The 17,285-nt window shown below is 66.7% G+C and carries 14 protein-coding genes; 11 read left to right on the top strand and 3 right to left on the bottom strand.

Annotated elements, in window-relative coordinates; translation table 11 throughout:
- The first annotated feature begins 327 nt into the window (after positions 1 to 327).
- The 9 genes from EV580_RS07265 to EV580_RS07225 all read left to right on the top strand — a co-directional run bounded on the left by EV580_RS07265 (position 328) and on the right by EV580_RS07225 (position 10,899).
- Positions 328 to 1,989 (top strand): thiamine pyrophosphate-binding protein, encoded by a 1,662-nt coding sequence (locus tag EV580_RS07265; protein WP_133690371.1) that lies wholly within the window; start codon positions 328 to 330, stop codon positions 1,987 to 1,989.
- Complete coding sequence (locus tag EV580_RS07260; RefSeq protein ID WP_133690370.1) at positions 1,986 to 2,672, top strand: DUF8713 domain-containing protein; 687 nt, start codon at positions 1,986 to 1,988, stop codon at positions 2,670 to 2,672. Before EV580_RS07265 ends, EV580_RS07260 begins: the two co-directional genes overlap by 4 nt.
- Positions 2,669 to 3,703 carry a 3-oxoacyl-ACP synthase III family protein gene (locus EV580_RS07255; RefSeq protein ID WP_133690369.1) on the top strand — a complete coding sequence of 345 codons (1,035 nt, stop codon included), beginning with the start codon at positions 2,669 to 2,671 and terminating at the stop codon, positions 3,701 to 3,703. The genes EV580_RS07260 and EV580_RS07255 overlap by 4 nt, the downstream gene beginning before the upstream one ends.
- Positions 3,700 to 3,960, top strand: a complete 261-nt coding sequence (locus tag EV580_RS07250; RefSeq protein WP_133690368.1) for a phosphopantetheine-binding protein — start codon at positions 3,700 to 3,702, stop codon at positions 3,958 to 3,960. The genes EV580_RS07255 and EV580_RS07250 overlap by 4 nt, the downstream gene beginning before the upstream one ends.
- Positions 3,957 to 5,567: a fatty acyl-AMP ligase gene (locus EV580_RS07245; RefSeq protein ID WP_208114572.1), complete on the top strand. Its 1,611-nt coding sequence runs from the start codon at positions 3,957 to 3,959 to the stop codon at positions 5,565 to 5,567. Before EV580_RS07250 ends, EV580_RS07245 begins: the two co-directional genes overlap by 4 nt.
- Positions 5,561 to 7,771, top strand: a complete 2,211-nt coding sequence (locus EV580_RS07240; RefSeq protein ID WP_133690367.1) for an MMPL family transporter — start codon at positions 5,561 to 5,563, stop codon at positions 7,769 to 7,771. The genes EV580_RS07245 and EV580_RS07240 overlap by 7 nt, the downstream gene beginning before the upstream one ends.
- A complete protein-coding gene (locus EV580_RS07235; protein ID WP_133690366.1) occupies positions 7,764 to 8,882 on the top strand; it encodes a methyltransferase in 1,119 nt (372 codons plus the stop codon). Before EV580_RS07240 ends, EV580_RS07235 begins: the two co-directional genes overlap by 8 nt.
- Complete coding sequence (locus tag EV580_RS07230) at positions 8,882 to 9,607, top strand: class I SAM-dependent methyltransferase (RefSeq protein ID WP_133691081.1); 726 nt, start codon at positions 8,882 to 8,884, stop codon at positions 9,605 to 9,607. Before EV580_RS07235 ends, EV580_RS07230 begins: the two co-directional genes overlap by 1 nt.
- A gap of 92 nt (positions 9,608 to 9,699) precedes the next feature.
- Positions 9,700 to 10,899, top strand: a complete 1,200-nt coding sequence (locus EV580_RS07225; protein ID WP_286171483.1) for a cytochrome P450 — start codon at positions 9,700 to 9,702, stop codon at positions 10,897 to 10,899.
- Here the strand turns inward: EV580_RS07225 and EV580_RS07220 are convergent, their stop codons facing one another.
- Positions 10,900 to 12,111, bottom strand: coding sequence for a pyridoxal phosphate-dependent aminotransferase (locus EV580_RS07220; RefSeq protein ID WP_133690364.1), 1,212 nt, complete (start codon positions 12,109 to 12,111; stop codon positions 10,900 to 10,902). It lies immediately after the preceding gene.
- Between the two features lie 202 nt (positions 12,112 to 12,313).
- Between EV580_RS07220 and EV580_RS07215 the strand changes: the two genes are divergently transcribed.
- Both EV580_RS07215 and EV580_RS07210 read left to right on the top strand, forming a co-directional pair.
- On the top strand, positions 12,314 to 13,489 hold the full coding sequence (locus tag EV580_RS07215) for a serine/threonine-protein kinase (RefSeq protein ID WP_133690363.1): 1,176 nt from the start codon (positions 12,314 to 12,316) through the stop codon (positions 13,487 to 13,489).
- Between the two features lie 121 nt (positions 13,490 to 13,610).
- Entirely contained in the window at positions 13,611 to 16,232 is a 2,622-nt protein-coding gene (locus EV580_RS07210) for a LuxR C-terminal-related transcriptional regulator (RefSeq protein WP_133690362.1), read from the top strand.
- 131 nt (positions 16,233 to 16,363) lie between these two features.
- Here EV580_RS07210 and EV580_RS33675 read toward each other — a convergent pair whose 3' ends face one another.
- A complete protein-coding gene (locus tag EV580_RS33675; RefSeq protein ID WP_286171482.1) occupies positions 16,364 to 16,729 on the bottom strand; it encodes an STAS domain-containing protein in 366 nt (121 codons plus the stop codon).
- Between the two features lie 266 nt (positions 16,730 to 16,995).
- Positions 16,996 to 17,268 (bottom strand): hypothetical protein, encoded by a 273-nt coding sequence (locus tag EV580_RS07200; RefSeq protein WP_133690360.1) that lies wholly within the window; start codon positions 17,266 to 17,268, stop codon positions 16,996 to 16,998.
- Between the last annotated feature and the right edge of the window lie 17 nt (positions 17,269 to 17,285).

Genomic DNA, 17,285 nt, shown 5'->3' with positions numbered 1-17,285 from the left:
GCTAACGCACAGGAAATTGACAGTGTGTCCAATTGGCGGTGAGCGGATCGGTCGAAGCCCGCCAGATCGCGTCGGCGAGCACCCGAGTCGGGCCCGCTGCGGCGATCGGTTACCGGACACCGGCGTGTTCACATTTCGCGCATGCCCACTCGGCGCCCGGTTCGGGCAAATACCGCTACCACGCGATGCGATTGTCTATCAGATCGCCAAAGCCCGGCGAAGAGCTGGGTGTCTGCACTAGGGTTCGTGCAAGTTAGACAGACTAGGTGGGGGTCATGGCGAGCGCTGTTTCTGGACACGTGCCGGGGGCGACTGCGCTCGAACGTCATGCCGGTCAGCTCTGAGTCCAACGGCGCAGGGGCTGGGCGCACGCGAGTAGTCGACTACATCGTCGAACACCTGGCACGGCGGCGCGTCAATCATGTGTTCGGTGTCGACGGCGCCAACATCGAGGACCTCTACGACGCCGCATACGCCTGCCCAGATATCACCGCGGTGGTCGCCAAGCACGAGTTCTCCGCGGCGGCCATGGCCGACGCCTACAGCCGTGCCGAGGGCGGTATCGGTGTGGTCGTCGCGACGTCGGGGGGCGGAGCCCTCAACACCATCCCGGGGCTGGGGGAGTCATTCGCCAGCCGGGTGCCGGTACTGGCCCTGATCGGCCAGCCGCCGACGTCGGCAGACGGCCACGGATCGTTCCAGGACACGAGTGGCCGGGGCGGCGCGCTGGACGGAGAGGCGTTGTTCGCGGCGGTGTCGGTGTTCTGCCGGCGGGTGCTGACCCCCGCCGACATCATGACCGCGTTGCCCGAGGCCTTGGCGGCTGCGGCACACCTCGGCGGCCCCGCGGTGTTGTTGCTGCCCAAGGACATTCAGCAGGCATCGGTCGAGGTTGGGTCACCCGACCTCGCTGATGAGCCTCCGCGACGGGTCGGGGACATCGCTGCGCTGGCCGAGCTGCTGCGTGGCGTGGAGGGTCCGGTGACGATCATCGCCGGCGACCAGGTGGCCCGCGACGATGCCCGTACCGAACTGGAGAACCTGCGGGCCGTGCTGCGCGCGGGCATCGCCGCCGTTCCCGACGCGAAAGATGTGGCTCCAGAAGCTCTGGGTGTCGCGGGGGTGATGGGCCATCCCGCGGTGGGCGTGGCGCTGGCCAACAGCGCGGCGTGCCTGCTGGTGGGCACTCGGCTGCCGCTGATGGCCCGGGCGGGCCTCGACCTGGAACGGCTGCCCGTAGGGTCGATCGGCTCAGCACCGCCGTATGTGCCTGCCACGCATGTCGAGAGCGACGACCTGCGTGCCGCGCTGAACCTGCTCGCCGACGCGCTGGCCGGCGATGTGGAACGCCCTGAGCCGATCGCCGACGTCAGCCGCGGCGAGCTGGCACCGCCGCGGCATGCCGGGCCGGGGGTTCGGTACCGGGAGGCGATGCTCGCACTCGACGAGCTGCTGCCGGCGGGCACCGACATCGTCGTCGACGCGGGAAACGTCGGCGCGGCCGCGATCCACTGGCTGCCCGCCCGCCGCGACGGCCGGTTCCTGGTGGCCCTGGGTATGGGCGGCATGGGGTACAGCTTCGGCGCGGGCATCGGCATGACGTTCGCGCGCGGGCGTCGCACGGTCGTCATCGCCGGTGACGGATCGTTCTTCATGCACGGCATGGACATTCACACCGCGCTGCACCATCGGCTTCCGGTGACGTTCGTGTTGTTCGACAACCACGCCCACGCGATGTGCGTCACCCGCGAGCAGATGTTTTACGGTGACCGCTACAGCTACAACCGATTCGGACCCAGCCGGCTCGGGGCCGGATTGGCCGCGATGTTCCCGGCATTGCCGTCGACCGACGTCACAGACATCGGTGACCTGGGGGTGGCGATCAAGGCCGCACTGGACGCCGACGGCCCGTCCGTGGTTGCGGTGGAATGTTCGGCCGACGAAATCCCGCCGTTCACTGCGTTTCTCGATCAAAAGGACAACCGATGACACTGCCCGCGCTCGAGGACATCACCGCCCACCACAATCACCGGACTGGGGGCGTCGACGAGCCGATCCCCGGGCTGATGCGCATCGAGACCTCGCCCAGGGAGAAGGCCACCCCGGTGCTGATGGAGATGATCCACGCCGTCTATCCCCACGACGACGTGTTCGGCGAGTACTGCACCGTCAACGATTTCATCGACTGCCCGCCCGACGAACTGTACGAGTACCTGGCCGACACCCGCTCACTGGAGGAATGGACCTACAGCCTGCGTGGGTTCACCCCGACGGACGAGGCCGGGCTATGGCTGGCCTACGACCGGCTGGGCAGCGAAACCGAGATCTACACCCGCACCGTCGCCAACCGCGAGGCGCGCACGGTCGACTATCACTGCGCCTGGGATCAGGGCCGGCACCTGTGGATGATCTATCTGATGCGCGTGGTGGACGCCCAGGTGGTGTTCAACAAGCCCGGTTCGGTGGTGCTCTGGACCAACTGTCACCATCCGTTCTACGACGACAATCCGTATCCCGAGACCGCTCCGCCGGAGCGCCCGGTCTGGGTGGGTGACTTCTGGGAGATGTTCGGCGCGGGTCATCTCCTGGAATTGAAGAACCTCAAGGCGATTGCCGAATACCGCCACCGCAACGGCCTGCCCGTCACGCCGGACTGGATGCGGACATCATGAGCCCGGCCGGCTCCCAGCCCACCGTCAGCCTGATCGACGTCGCCACATATCTGCCCGAAAACCGTGTTGCCGCAGACTGGTACACGCAGTACAGCGACAACGACGACCTGCGCGACAACCCGATGTTCCGGCCACCGGATTTCCGCCATCATGCCGCCGACGACGAGTCCAATGTGGACATGATCGAGCGCGCTGTCGCGGACCTGACGGCGCGGCACGGAGCCGATGTGCTCAGTGAGGTCGATGTGCTGCTGACACACTCGCAGCTGCCCGATCTGCCGATCCTCGGTGCGGGTGGCGAGGTCGCGAAGCGCCTCGGCATCAGCCCCGAGTGGATCATCGACGTGCACAACGGCGGGTGCGCGGCATTTGTGTTGATGCTCAAGCTCGCTCGCCAGCTACTGACGAGCGGCGCTGGGCGCACCGCGCTGATTGCGGTCGCGCAGAACGCCGCGGGCAAGATCTTCGAACAGGACCAGGTACGCAAGCTGGCTCAGGCGTCGGTTCCCGGCGACGGTGCGGCGGTCGGCTTGGTGACGTTGTCAGACAGCTCGCCCGTGCTCGATGTCGAATGCCGCTACTTCGGTGAGAATGCCACCGACATGACCTTGGCCGCAGATCCGGCGCGGCGGTGGTGGGAGGCCGGGCCGGGGCAGGGCTATGTCGGGTTCAACGAGGGCAAGATCATCAAGGTGCTCGCCCGCGGCAACCGGCAGGTTCCCGCGGTGGTGCGTGCGGTCTGCGATCGCATCGGGGTGAAACCGGGCGACCTCGACCTGCTGGTCACCAATCAGCCCAATCGCCTGTTGCTACGCAACTGGAATGAGGCGCTTGACATTTCGCCTGAGCGGCATCGCGATACCTTCCACGAGTGCGGCAATTTGTTCGCGGTGGCGATCCCGGTGAACTTCGAGGCCGCCATCCGCGATGGCCAGATCGGCGCCGGTGACGTCGTGATGATGGCCGGGTTCGCGCACGCCGGCGACTTCGCGGGTGCCGCGGCCATCCAGTGGGGCGGAACCCGGAAATGACACAGCAGGTCACGTTGGCGGGGCTCACCCAGGAGATCATCGGGTTCATCGAATCCGAAACCGACAGCACTGCAGTCACTCTCACGCCCGAATCCGGCCTTCAGGATGCGGGACTGGACTCAGCGCAGGTGCTGTCGCTGGTCTTCCGGATCGAGGCGCGCTACGACATCGATCTGGACGCGCAGGACGACGACGACCTGACCACCGTCGGTGAGCTGGCCCAGTTGGTGTTGCGCCGCATCCAGGAGCGAACGTGACCGCAGCCCCGGCGATACGGCCCAAGTTCGCGACGTTGACCGAGATGCTCGACGCCGCAGCGCACAGCGAGCAGAAACTGTTCTTCGTCGACCGCAACGAGAACGACACCGCAGTCTCGTTTACCGAAATCCACCGCCAGGCGCGCGCACTCGCCGGGGGTCTGCGCGCCGCCGGAGTGAAGACCGGCGATCGTGTCGCGCTGGTGTTGCCGACCGGGCCGGAGTTCGTCGCCAGTTTCTTCGGTGTGCTGTACGCGGGGGCCATTCCCGTGCCGATGTACCCTCCGGTGCGGCTGGGCAAGCTCGACGAGTATCGGCACCGGACCGCGGCGATGTTGCGTGCGGTTCAAGCCACCCTTGTGGTGACTGAAGATCGGATCCGGCCACTGCTCGAGTCGTCCGAGAGCCGTTGCGTCACAACAGTAGAGCTCAGTGGCGCTGAAGGCGACGATGTCGTGATCGCGCCCACCGATCTCGCACTCATCCAATTCTCGTCGGGCACCACCCATGACCCCAAACCCGTCGCCCTCACCCACGACAACCTGCTCTACAACATGGCGGCGATCGCCGACTACTTCGTCACCGCGGGCATGCCCGAGCAGGTGGGTGTCACCTGGTTGCCGCTCTATCACGACATGGGGTTGATCGGAAATCTGTTGACGGCGTTCTACCTGCCCCGCCCCCTGGTGTTGTTGCCACCCGAACTGTTTTTGGCCGTTCCGGCCGCCTGGCTGCGCGCCATCTCCAGACACCGCGGCACGATCACCGCCGCACCCAATTTCGCATTCGGCTTGTGCCTGAAGCGGATTCGCGACGAGGATCTTGACGGCGTGGACCTGAGTTCGTGGCGGTTGTGCCTGAACGGTGCCGAGCTGACCAGTGCCGAGGTTCAGCGCCGCTTCAGCGAACGCTTCGGTGCATGGGGATTCGACGGGCAGGCGTTCACTCCCGTCTACGGGCTGGCCGAAGCATCGTTGGCGGTGACGTTCAAGCCGGCGGGCAGTCAGTTCAGCGTCGTCGAGCGCGACAACAAGGAGCTGGTGAGCACCGGCCGCCCCCTGGCGGGGGTCGAGGTCGAGATTCGTGCTGAGGACTCCCGTCCGCTGCCCGCCGGCGAGGTGGGCCACATCTTCGTCCGGGGGCCGAGTGTGATGGCCGGCTACTTCGGTCGCGCAGACCTGACCGCTCAGGTGCTGCACGACGGCTGGCTCGACTGTGGTGATCTCGGATTCGTCCATGGCGGTGAGCTTTTCGTCTGCGGACGCAGCAAGGAGACCATCATCATCCGGGGTGCGAACCACGCACCCCAGGATTTCGAGGCCGCACTCGACGGGCTGACCGGTGTTCGCACAGGATGCGCGGTGGCCGTCGCCTACGTGCCCGTCGATGCGGACGACGAGGCACTGGCCATGATCGTCGAGACCACAGCCGACGCCCCCGAGAACCTGGCAGCAGACGTGGCGTCCAGCGTGCTGCAGCGGACGGGTATCGCCGTCGGACACGTCGAGCTGGTGGCACCCGGCACGTTGCCGCGCACGTCCAGCGGAAAACTTCGCCGGCTCGAGGCGCGCACACAGTGGCTGGCGGGAACGCTGTCGCCGTGTTAGCGGGTATCGCGGCACTCGCGATTCGCGCTCCTCGGCGGATGATTGCGATCGCGGTGCTGGTGCTGGTCGCTATGGCGGCGTTCGGTGTTCCGGTCGCCGGCAAGCTTTCCGCGGGTGGACTGACCGATCCGGGCGCGCAGTCCTCGCAGGCGAGGAGTGTGCTGGCGAGCACGTTCGGGCAAGGAGACATGCCGCTGCTGATCACCGTCAGCTCGCCGGACGGCGCGAATGCCGCCGCGGCGCGGGCGGTGGGCACCGAGATCGTGCAGACGCTGAGCCAGGCGTCCACCGTGGCGACGGTGAGCTCACCGTGGACCGCTCCGCCGTCGGCGGCCGCGTCGTTGATCAGTAAGGACGGCACGACAGGCCTGATCGTGGCGGGCATCACCGGCGGCGACAACGGCGCGCCCAAGAACGCCGGGGTATTGATGCGCAAGGTGGTTCACGATCGCGACGGCGTGACCGTGCGGGCCGGTGGTGAGGCGGCCATGATGCTGCAGATCACCGAGCAGAGCGAGAAAGACCTGAAGATCATGGAGGGCGTCGCGATTCCGCTCAGCTTCCTGGTTCTGGTCTGGGTGTTCGGGGGTTTGGTCGCGGCCTCGTTACCGCTGGCGGTGGGCGCCGTCGCGATCTTCGGCGCGATGGCCGTGCTGCACGTGGTCACGTTCGCCACCGATGTCTCGATCTTCGCGCTCAATCTCGCTGTGGCTCTTGGGCTGGCGCTGGCCATTGATTACACGCTGCTCCTGTTGAGCCGGTTCCGCGACGAACTGGCGGCCGGTGCCGGACGCGACGACGCGCTCAGGCACACCATGGTCTCGGCTGGCCGGACGGTGTTGTTCTCCGCGATGACGGTCGCGCTGTCGATGGCGGCGATGGTGTTGTTCCCGATCTATGCCCTCAAGTCGTTCGGTTATGCGGGTGTCGCCGTGGTCGCATTTGCTTCTCTCGCTGCGGTTTTCGTGACACCTGCGGCGATCGTGTTGCTCGGTGACCGGCTGGACTCGCTGGATCTGCGCCGCTGGTTGCGGCGTCCGGTCGCGGCAGTACGTCCGGTGGAGGCGAGCCCGTGGTATCGGCTGGCCATGTTCTCGATGCGCAGGGCGGTACCTGTTTCGGTGTTGATCGTCGCGCTTCTGGCGGTGCTCGGCGCCCCGTTCCTCGGCGCCAACTGGGGAGTCCCAGACGACCGGGTGCTGCCGACGTCGAGTTCGGCGCACGTGGTCGGCGACCAGCTGCGCACCGAGTTCGCCGCCGACCTGGCCAGGAATCTGACCATCGTGATACCGGATGTCAAGAACGTCAGTGCGGCAGAACTCGATACCTACGCCGCGGCACTGTCGGAGGTGCCCGCCGTGTCGTCCGTTTCGTCGCCCGGCGTCACCTTCGTCAAGGGCGCGGCCGTGGGTCCGCCGACGGCTGCGACCGCCGTCACGAACGGCAGCGCGTTCCTCACCGTCACCAGCACCGCACCGCTGTATTCGCACGCATCCGAGAGTCAGCTCGACCTGCTGCAGGCGGTTCCCGCGCCCGCGGGCCGGCAGGTGCTCATCGGCGGCACCCCGCAGATCAACCGGGATACCGCCGGCGCCATCGGATCCCGGCTGTGGATGGTCCTCGCGATCATCGCGGTCGTCACGTTCGCGCTGCTGTTCCTGATGACCGGAAGCGTCGTGGTGCCGCTGAAAGCGTTGCTACTCAATGTTCTTTCGCTCTCCGCCGCATTCGGTGCGCTGGTGTGGATCTTCCAGGACGGCAACCTCGGTGCCTTGGGCACCACGTCGACCGGAACCCTGGCGATCAGCATCCCCGTGCTGCTGTTCTGCATCGCGTTCGGACTGTCGATGGACTACGAGGTCTTCCTGGTATCGCGGATCCGCGAATTCTGGCTGGCGAGCGGTAAGTCCGCCGCCGACAACGACACCAGTGTCGCGCTGGGACTGGCCCGCACCGCGCGGGTGATCACCGCCGCCGCACTGATCATGGCCATCACCTTCGCGGCACTGTCCGGTGCACAGGTGTCGTTCCTACGGATGCTGGGTGTCGGATTGACGCTGGCGATCGTGGCCGACGCCACCCTCGTGCGGGTACTGCTGGTTCCGGCGTTCATGCACCTGATGGGCCGATTGAATTGGTGGGCACCGGCATCACTCGTTCGGCTACATCAACGGGTCGGAATCCGGGAGGCACCCCATGCCTAAGGCCGCCAAGGTGCCGCCCGCCTGGCTCGCCCGCGGAGTCGAGTGGACTCGGCATCACCTACTGCTGCTCCACCAACGCATGCTGCCCGCACCCATGGCCATGATGGAGCTGGTCGTATCCGGGTGGCCCGCGCAGGCGATCACGACGGCCGCTCAGCTCGGTATCGCCGATGCGCTTGCGGACGGACCACTGTCGATCGATGAGCTGGCTGCCCGGGTGGGTGCCGACTCCGACGCGCTGCGCCGGTTGATGCGGGCGCTGATCGGCCGCGGAATCTTCCGTCGCCGCCGCGACGGTCGCTACGCACTGAATTCCCTTGCCGCGACCCTCCGTTCCGACGCGCCGATCTCGCTGAAGGGAGCGGCTCTGTTCCAGGGTTCCCAAGAACAGCGTGAACGCTGGACGCTGCTCACCGACTCGGTGCGAACAGGTGAGTCGATCGTGCCCGCACTGCGCGGCATGGAAGGGTTCGACTATCTCATCCACATCCCCGACCATGCCGACCTCTTCGACCAGACGATGACCAGCCTTGCCCAGATGACGCTGGCCGTCGTGGTGGCCAGCTATGACTTCTCGACACATCGCACGATCGTCGACGTCGGTGGGGGACAGGGTGCGATGCTGGCCGCGATCCTCGGTGCGACACCCGGATCCGACGGCGTGCTCTACGATGTGCCGCGGGTCGTCGCGGGCGCACCAGAGTTGTTGAGCGCCAACCACGTCGCCGACCGTGTGCGGATCGTCGAAGGGTCGTTCTTCGATCAGGTTCCCGGCGGGGGTGATGCTTACCTGCTGAAGAACATCATCCACGACTGGCCGGACGACAAGGCGCTGCAGATCTTGCGCAATGTTCGGGCGGCGGCCCGGCCGGGCACCACGGTGCTGCTCGTCGAGATGGTCGTGCGCGAGAACGGCCGCGACGGTCCGGAGAACTGGGTGGACCTGGAAATGTTGCTGAACCTCGGCTCCCGCGAGCGGTCAGCCGATGAGTACCGGAAGCTGTTGGCGCAAGCCGGGTTCCGGATGACCCGGGTGGTGCCGACCGCCTCACCGCTCAGTGTGGTCGAGGCGGTTGCCGACGAAGTGTCGCCAAGCTGGGTGGGCCCATGATGGACATTGCCACCATGCCGCGCGGCGGGTTCGACGCGTCGTGGCTGGATCGACGTCTTCAGACCGATCGTCCGGAATACCTGGACCGAGACGATGTCAGCGACCGCGTCAAGCGGCAGGTGATCTGGTCGCTCGACTGGATGGGCCGAATCCTGCGCGATCACGATCACCTCGCCGCCCGGGCCCTGCCACTGGTCGCGGACATCCCCACCCCGAAGATCCTGGAACTCGGAGCGGGTCACGGTGCGCTGTCCCGAGCTCTGCTGAAAACGCACCCGAACGCCCACGTCACGGTCACCGACATCGACCCGGTATCGGTGTCGCACATCGCCGCCGGCGACCTGGGCAGCCATCCTCGCGCTGTCGTGCGCCGCGTCGACGCCACCGACATCGACGCGGCCGACGGCTCCTATGACCTGGCGCTGTTTGCCCTCTCGTTTCATCACCTGCGGCCGGCCCAGGCTGCCCGGGTGTTGACCGAGGGCACCCGGGTGGCGGACAGGCTGCTCGTCTGTGACCTATACCGGCCGCCCGCCCCGGTACACCTGCTCCGGTTGGCGTCGATGCTGCCGTTCGTGTTCCTGCCGTTCGCTCACGACGGTCTGATCAGTTCGCTACGCGCATACAGCCCCTCGGCATTTCGCGCCCTCGCCGATCCGGCGATCGGTCTCGAGATCAGCAGGCTGGGCCGTAACCAGATCGTCGTGGCGTCGAGGCGGACGTGAGCGCGCTTGCGGCACTGGGCCGCGCGGCCTGGGCCGGTGCCGACCCAGAAGGATTCTTCCGGCGTCACGCATCTGACCAAAAACCTTTCCCTGTGCGATTTCCCGGGCTCGGCGAAGTCCTGTTCTTTGCGACCGCCGAGGGTGCGCGGGACATCCTCACGGCTCCAAGCGCACAGTGTCGTGCCCCGCTGCCCAACCCGATCGAACCCGTCGTCGGACCGAACTCGCTGATCCTGCTGTCCGGCGAGGCACATCGACGGGCCCGAAGCGTCCTGACGCCCCCGTTCCGCGGTGAGCTCATGCGCCACTACGTCGACCTGATCGCCGAGGCCGCGTGTGACCAGATCGCCACGCTGGGACCGGGTGATCGGTTACTCGTCGGCGAGGCCGCCCAGAACATCACCTTGGACGTCGTCATCCGCGTCGTGTTCGGGGTGACGGATCGCGCCCGTCGCAGTGAATACTCGCGGGTGACAACGCAATTGCTACGCTCCGGCAGCGCGATGCTGATGCTGGTGCCGTGGCTGCGCCGTGATGTCGCCGGGCGCGGGCCCTGGGCCCGGCTGGTTGCCTTCCGCGCTCAACTGGACCGGCTGTTGTCCGAGCAGATCGACGAGCGAAGGGGCAGCGGCGAACACGGCAGCGATGTGCTCGGCCTGATTCTGGACGCGACCGATGACGAAGGCAACGTACTCGGTGACGACGTTCTGCGCGATCAGCTGCGGACGATGCTGGCCGCCGGACACGAAACCAGTTCGACGTCCTTGGCCTGGGCACTGCACCACATCCATCGCGACGACGGCATCCGGGTCCGGGTGATCGACGAACTGGCGTCCGCGGCCACGCCTGCGGACATCGCCACCCTGCCGTATCTCGGTGCGGTTATCCAGGAGACATTGCGGGTCCATCCGACGGTACCGATCGTGTTGCGCAGGCTCACCGCCCCGCTCACCGTCGCCGGCGTCGCCTGCTCAGCGGGCGACGTGGTCGGAATCGCGCTTCCCGCATTGCATTTCAATCCGGACATATGGACCGATCCCACGACCTTCAACCCCGAGCGGTTCCTCGGCCCCAAGCCGTCGCCGTTTCAGTACGCGCCATTCGGGGGCGGGTACCGACGTTGTATCGGTGCGACCTTCGCGCACAGTGAGCTGGCGGTGTCGATCGGCACCATCATGAAAACCCTTGACCTGCGGTCTCACGAGCAGGGGAAGCCACCTCGTGCGGTGCCCCGCGGCATCGCCACCAAGCCCAGCCGCGAGATCGCGCTGGAAGTGATCGCGCGGCGCTAGTCACTGGCGATAGGTCGCCAGGAAATGCCCGATGCGCTCGATGGCCGATTCCAGTTCGTCGGCCTGCGGCAGGGTCACGATCCGAATGTGGTCGGGCTCAGGCCAACCGAGGCCCGTTCCGGGGATGATGTGGATCTTCTCCTGCAGCAGCAGATCGAGGACGAACTGCTCGTCGTCGCGGATCGGATACAGCCGCAGGTCGATCTTCGGGAAGGCGTACAGCGCGCCTTTGGGCTTGACACACGAGACACCGGGTATCGCGTTCAGTGCCGCCCAGGCGCGGTCGCGCTGTGCGAGGAGTCGGTCGGCGGGCAACGTCAGGTCGCAGCCCGACGCATCGGCGTCAAGTGCGACCCGAATCGCCTGCTGGGCAGGTACATTCGCACAGCGACGCAACCCGGCCACGGTGGTCAACCCGCCGAGGTAGCTGGTCGCGTGATCGGTCGGCCCGGACACCGCAAGCCAGCCGGCGCGAAAACCGGCGCAGCGGTAGGCCTTGGACAATCCGTTGAACGTCAGGCATAGCAGATCCGGCGCCAGCGCCGCGGTCACCGTATGCACGGCGTCGTCATAGAGGATCTTGTCGTAGATCTCATCCGAGCAGACGATGAGGTTGTGCTCCCGCGCGATCTCCAGGATGCCGGTCAGCACCTCGGGCGGGTACACCGCGCCCGTCGGATTGTTGGGGTTGATGATCACGATCGCGCGAGTTCGTGCGGTCACCTTCGCCGCGATGTCCGCAAGGTCGGGGTACCAGTCCGAGGACTCGTCGCACCGGTAGTGCACGGCCCGACCGCCGTTGACGTTGACCGCCGCGGTCCACACCGGGAAGTCGGGAGCGGGCACCAGGACTTCGTCGCGGTCTTCGAGTAGCGCCGTCATCGCCATCGTGATCAATTCGGCGGCGCCGTTGCCCAGGAACACGTTCTCGACGTCGACATCCGCGACCCCGCGCGATGAGTAGTACTGCACGACCGCGCGCCGTGCCGACAGCAACCCCTTGGGCGAGGTGTAACCCGCCGAATTCGTCAAGGTGTCGGCGATCTCGCGAACGAGCTCGGCCGGTGCCTGGAAGCCGAACTGATAGGGATCACCCGCATCCAGTCGCAAGACTGAGTGTCCACCCGATTCCAGCCGGGCCACCTCTTCGGTGATCGCCCCCGGGGTTTCGTGCGACAGGTTGGACAACCTGCTCGACTGGGCGAACTTCATGCGGTTCCTTTCACCTGTCAGTCCGCAGGTCAACCCCGTGTGGAGGCGGCGTATTGACAGATGCGTCAAAGCCTAGCGGGCAACGGCGGCCTGACCGAGCGATCAGGTGATGCGCTGTGCCCGCCGGACGAAGATCGTCGTGGGTGTCTCACGTCTGCGTGTGCGAGGTTTGCGATTCTCTGTTCGGGGCTACGAGGGAGGGATGACCGGCCACGAAATGCTCGTGGACCGCTACGAGCTACGCGGGATCCTGGGTCGCGGCGGCATGGCCGAGGTGCGCGACGGCTGGGATACCCGGCTCAACCGACCGGTGGCGGTGAAGCTGCTGCATCCGGCTCTGGGGGCAGAACCAGGCTTCCGGCGCCGGTTCGAAGACGAAGCCCGCTCGGCGGCCCGGTTGTCGCACCAGAACATCGTTGTGGTGTTCGACTTCGGCGAGCACCAGGGCAGCCCCTTCATCGTGCTGGAGCGTCTGCCCGGGCAGACGCTGGCCGACGTCATCGCCGCGGGCCCGATGTCGCCGTATCACGTCCGCGCCATGCTCGACGACGTCTTGGCGGGACTGCAGGTCGCCCACAGCGCCGGGATTCTGCACCGCGACATCAAACCCGGCAACATCCTCCTGTCGGCTCCCGGCGACTCGATGAAGGTCGCGGATTTCGGCATCGCCAAGACCGGAGGTGGGCCGACTACGACGACCGGTCTCGTCGTCGGGACGATGAGCTACCTCAGCCCTGAGCGCATCGCCGGCGCGCCCGCGTCGGTGGGCGACGATCTGTACGCCGTCGGGCTGATGGCGTACGAGGCGTTGTTGGGCAGACGTCTATTCGCACAAGATAATCCGGCCGCGCTGGCCCGCGCGATCATGGACAATCCGCCACCGCCGATTGCTACTGTCCGGTCTGACGTCGATCCGGTGCTCGCGGCGGTCATCGATCGGGCGATCACGCGAAACCCGGTGCAGCGCTTCGATAGTGCGGCACAGATGCGTGCGGCCCTGGCCGGTGACCACACCGCGTTATGTTACGTCCCGACGCCGGTTCCGGTTCCGGCGCGCCCGGTGACCAAAGTGCTGTCGGGACCGCCCGTTCCGGCCACACCCTATTTCGCGCCGCCCCCGTCACGGCCGCGTCGCGGTCGGGGCCGGATCTATGCGTCCGCGGCCGCGGTGCTGGTCGCGCTTGCCGTGTCAGCGGTCGCGATGGCGATGGATCCGTCGTCCTCGACAGCGCCGCCGCAACCCGTGGGGACCAGCACGCCGGTGGCGCCGCCGACGAGCGTTGCGCCGCCGCCGAGTCCGGTTGTCCCGCCGCCGGCCCCGTCGCCGGCTGACAACCCGGGACCCAGGGGGCACGGGAAAGGGGACAAGAAGCACTAGGCGGGCGGTTCTCGTTGGTCCGTACTCCCCGGTCAGCGTGCATCCGGGCGCTAATATCAACTCGCTACACAGGGACCGTGCGCCGCACGGCTGAGCCGTACTACGGGAAGGCGGCCCGCTATTGGAGTGGCCGTTCGTTGCCCGCTCGGCAGAGATCCATCAGTCGATCGATGCCGTCGACAACTCGTCCTTCAGCGGCGTCGTCTTCGTCGGGGAGGCCGGAGTCGGCAAGACCGCGCTGGCGCGCCAGGTTGCTGAACGATTCACCGGCCGAGGGATGACCACGCATTTCGTCCTGGGTACCCAGACGTCCCGTGAAGTTCCGCTGGCGGCGTTCGCCGGAATCGTGCAGATCCCTGGCGCGCTCGAGCCCATTCGTCTGCTCGCCGCGGCGCACGACGCGCTGGACAGCGTGGAGAACCTGCTGCTGGTCGTCGACGACGCTCATTTGCTCGATCCGTTGTCGGCGATCGTTGTTCATCAGCTCGCCGTACGCGGCGTGGCGACGCTGATCGTCACCATGCGCTCGGAAGCCGAGGTCCCCGACGCCATCACCGCGCTGTGGAAAGACCAGTACCTGCGCCGGATCGAAGTGGGCACCTTCTCGCACAGCGATACCGCGCGGCTGCTCACCGAGACGTTGGGCGGCCCGGTTGCCGGAACCGTCGTCGACCAGCTGCACGAATTGTCCGCAGGCAGTCCGCTGCTGCTACGCGGCCTGCTGGACACCGCGGTGGACGACGGCGCGCTCACCGACGACACGGGGCGCTGGCGGCTCACACACTCACCCCGTCTGGGCTCGGATATCGAGCAACTCCTCGAGTCGCGGGTGCGCGGCCTGCCGCCCAACGAGCGCGAAGTTCTCGAAATCGTGGCAGCCGCAGAGGTTCTGGACTGGAATGCGCTGCGGTCGATGTGTGATATCGACGCGATCAGTGATGCCGAACGCCATTCCGTCATCCACGTGATCAGCGACCCGTTACGCATGCGGGTCCAGGTGGCGCATCCGGTTCTGGCCGACGTGGTGCGCAGAGGCTGCGGTGTCGCCAGGCTGAGACAGATCAATACCTCTCTCGCACAGCGATTTTGGTCGCTGGTCGGTGAGCTGGACCCGAGTTCGGCCCGAGATCCCCGGCTGGTCATCGAACTCGCCCGGCTGATGATGAACAGCGATGCGACGCCGGACATCGACCTGGTGATCGACGCCGCCGAGAGTGCGATGACGATGTCCAGCCTGACCCTCGCCGAACAGTTGGCGCGCTTCGCCTATGACAACGGCGGCGGACTGCGGGCCGCCATCGCGCTCGCCGACGCGCTCGCCTGGCAGGGTTTCAACGAGCAGGCTGAGGAGCTGCTGGCCACGTTCGATCCGCGCGACGAGGTCATGCTGGTGCGCTGGGGATGTCTGCGGGCGACCAACCTGTTCTTCGGTTGCGGCAATCGTGCGATGGCCGAGGAGGTACTGGGCACGGTCCGGTCCCGAGTCACGCTGCCCGTGCTGCGCAGCTATGCCCTGGCGGTGGAGGCGTCGATCGCCTACTACGCCGCTGACCTGGACACCGCGGACGCCGCGAGCGCGGCGGTGATCGCCGATCCGGACGCGATGCCCGTGGCGGTCCTGTGGGCGGCGGGTCCGGCGGCCGCGTCGGCGAACTTGCGCGGGCGACCCGAGGCCCTGGCGGCCGCGGTCAGCCGTGGCTATGACGCAGCGCTGCATTGTGCGTCCGGGCCGCAGCAGTATGCGATCTCATTGTCGGAGGCGCTGTCGGCACTCAACCACGGAGATATCGCCGGCGCTCAGGCGATCGTCGACCGGCAGCAGGCCGGAGCCCATGGGGCCCCGCACGCCGAAGCGATCGTGGCGGCGATGGCAGGGCGGGTGCAGCTCGCGGCGGGCCACCCGCAGGCGGCCTGCGACTGGCTGCAACGCGCGCTGTCGGCGATGGTATCGACGCTGTCGGGCGGTTGGGTACCCCTGGTGGCGACATGGACCGTCCAGGCCGAGGTGCTGCGCGGCGACAGCGGTGCGGCCGCGCGAGCGCTGAGTGTGGCCGAAAGTACTTGGAGCCCTGCGGTAGAGGTGTTCCGGCCACTGCTCGAGCTGGCCAGGGCCTATCACAGCGCCGCTACGGGGGCGATGGCCGATGCGCACAGCGCGATCGAGCGGGCCGTCGAGGCGGCCAGGCGCTCCGGCATCACCACCGGCGAGATGGAAGCGCTATACACCGGCATGCGGTTCGGCATGGAACCCGATGTGGCGCGATTGAAAACCCTTGCGGAACAACTGAACACCCCGATCGCCACTCTCGCCGCCGAGCACGCCCAAGCGGTGGTGGCCGGGGACGGCGACGACCTGGACCGAGTGGCCGCGGAATGGGAATCGCTCGGGATGGCGGCGCACGCGGCGGACGCCTTTGCCGCTGCGGCCCTGGTGCACCGGCGGGCGGGCAGCCGGTTGCCGGGGCTTCAATCGTCGACCCGGGCGCATTGGCTGGTCAGCACCTTCGGGCTGCATACCCCCGCGACCGCGACCGGTGGAGTTCCGTTGCCGCTCAGCGGTCGTGAGCGTGAGATCGCCACACTGGTCGCCACCGGATGGTCGAACCGACAGATCGCCGAACACCTCGTGGTCTCGGTGCGCACGGTGGAAGGCCACCTGTACCGGATCTACAAGCAGCTCGGAATCAACGAACGTGAGCAACTGATCCAGCTCATGCGCAATGCGGATCCCGAGGCGCGCTAGCGGCGGCTAACGGTGGGAGAACTCCGGGTTTTCGACCGGCACCGAGGATCGTTCCTCGTCCAGCGTGACGGGGTGGCTTTCGTCGAGGTGGGAGAACAGTTGATCCATGATCAGTCTCTTCCTTCAGGAGTTCATGCGCAGAACGAGTCGAACTCACCTGTGGTCGACAAGGGCAGCTCCTTGAGCGGATCGCACATCGTGACGACGCGCGACACGCAGTGCGCGGGATGGACGGCCCAGGTGACGTGTGCCGTGTGGCAACGCTCGGCTATGAGGTAGAGCGCCGAGAAGCCGGCACAGTCAAAGAACGTCACCTTGGTCATATCGAGCGTCAGGTGCTGGCAGTTACCCGCACGACGAAAGACGTAGTCGCTGAAATCGTCGGCAGTCGACATGTCGACGTGCCCGATAGCGGTAATCCAGACATCAGTGGCGTTATGCCACTCGGTAGAGAGGTGTAGCGCGACGGTCGTGGAATCAGAGATAGAGGGAGGCATTCGGGGAGCTCCAATTGAGCTATAGATGGGAAGTGCACGTGTAGTGGGACGCGCCCGAAAGGCTCGCATTGCGGGTGCAAGGCACACCGCACGCCTGCGACGAATACCGCGGCTGGAAAGTCAACCTCACACGACCCTACACGTCGGGGGCGGTTGCGCGCATATGAACGGCCTCAGCCTGCGCGCTGGTGTTCAGGCAGCGAGGATGCGGTGACGGGTACACGTCACTGAAAGATAATGGCCCGCAAGGAATTCGCGCTGACCGCTCAGGCGCAGGGTGCGTCGCCCGGCGTGTAGTAGGGCACGCCGTCGTTGCCGAGGCACGGCGGCCGTCCGGCGGCGGCCTGAGCCGCGGCGTCAAAGGCGTCGGCGACCGGTACCGCTCCAACCGGTTCAGGATCGGCGATTCCGGGTCCGACCTGGACATCGGGACCGACGACGACGTTGGGGCCAACGTCGATATCGGCGTGTGCGGCGGGCGCCAGCAACAGTGATGTGGCTGCCACCGTGGCGGCGAACAGCGTCTTCGTCGTCTTCATCGGATTGTTTCTACTCC

The organism is Mycobacterium sp. BK086 (assembly GCA_004362315.1).
GTDB lineage: Bacteria > Actinomycetota > Actinomycetes > Mycobacteriales > Mycobacteriaceae > Mycobacterium.
The sequence above is the reverse complement of the archived record's forward strand: the minus strand, read 5'-3'. Positions and strand labels throughout refer to the sequence as shown.

Coding starts and splice junctions, on each gene's coding strand:
- EV580_RS07250 (WP_133690368.1), top strand. CDS start 3,700: ATGACACAGCAGGTCACGTTGGCGGGGCTCACCCAGGAGATCATCGGG.
- EV580_RS33675 (WP_286171482.1), bottom strand. CDS start 16,729: ATGCCTCCCTCTATCTCTGATTCCACGACCGTCGCGCTACACCTCTCT.
- EV580_RS07220 (WP_133690364.1), bottom strand. CDS start 12,111: ATGAAGTTCGCCCAGTCGAGCAGGTTGTCCAACCTGTCGCACGAAACC.
- EV580_RS07230 (WP_133691081.1), top strand. CDS start 8,882: ATGGACATTGCCACCATGCCGCGCGGCGGGTTCGACGCGTCGTGGCTG.
- EV580_RS07200 (WP_133690360.1), bottom strand. CDS start 17,268: ATGAAGACGACGAAGACGCTGTTCGCCGCCACGGTGGCAGCCACATCA.
- EV580_RS07260 (WP_133690370.1), top strand. CDS start 1,986: ATGACACTGCCCGCGCTCGAGGACATCACCGCCCACCACAATCACCGG.
- EV580_RS07265 (WP_133690371.1), top strand. CDS start 328: ATGCCGGTCAGCTCTGAGTCCAACGGCGCAGGGGCTGGGCGCACGCGA.
- EV580_RS07235 (WP_133690366.1), top strand. CDS start 7,764: ATGCCTAAGGCCGCCAAGGTGCCGCCCGCCTGGCTCGCCCGCGGAGTC.
- EV580_RS07255 (WP_133690369.1), top strand. CDS start 2,669: ATGAGCCCGGCCGGCTCCCAGCCCACCGTCAGCCTGATCGACGTCGCC.
- EV580_RS07215 (WP_133690363.1), top strand. CDS start 12,314: ATGACCGGCCACGAAATGCTCGTGGACCGCTACGAGCTACGCGGGATC.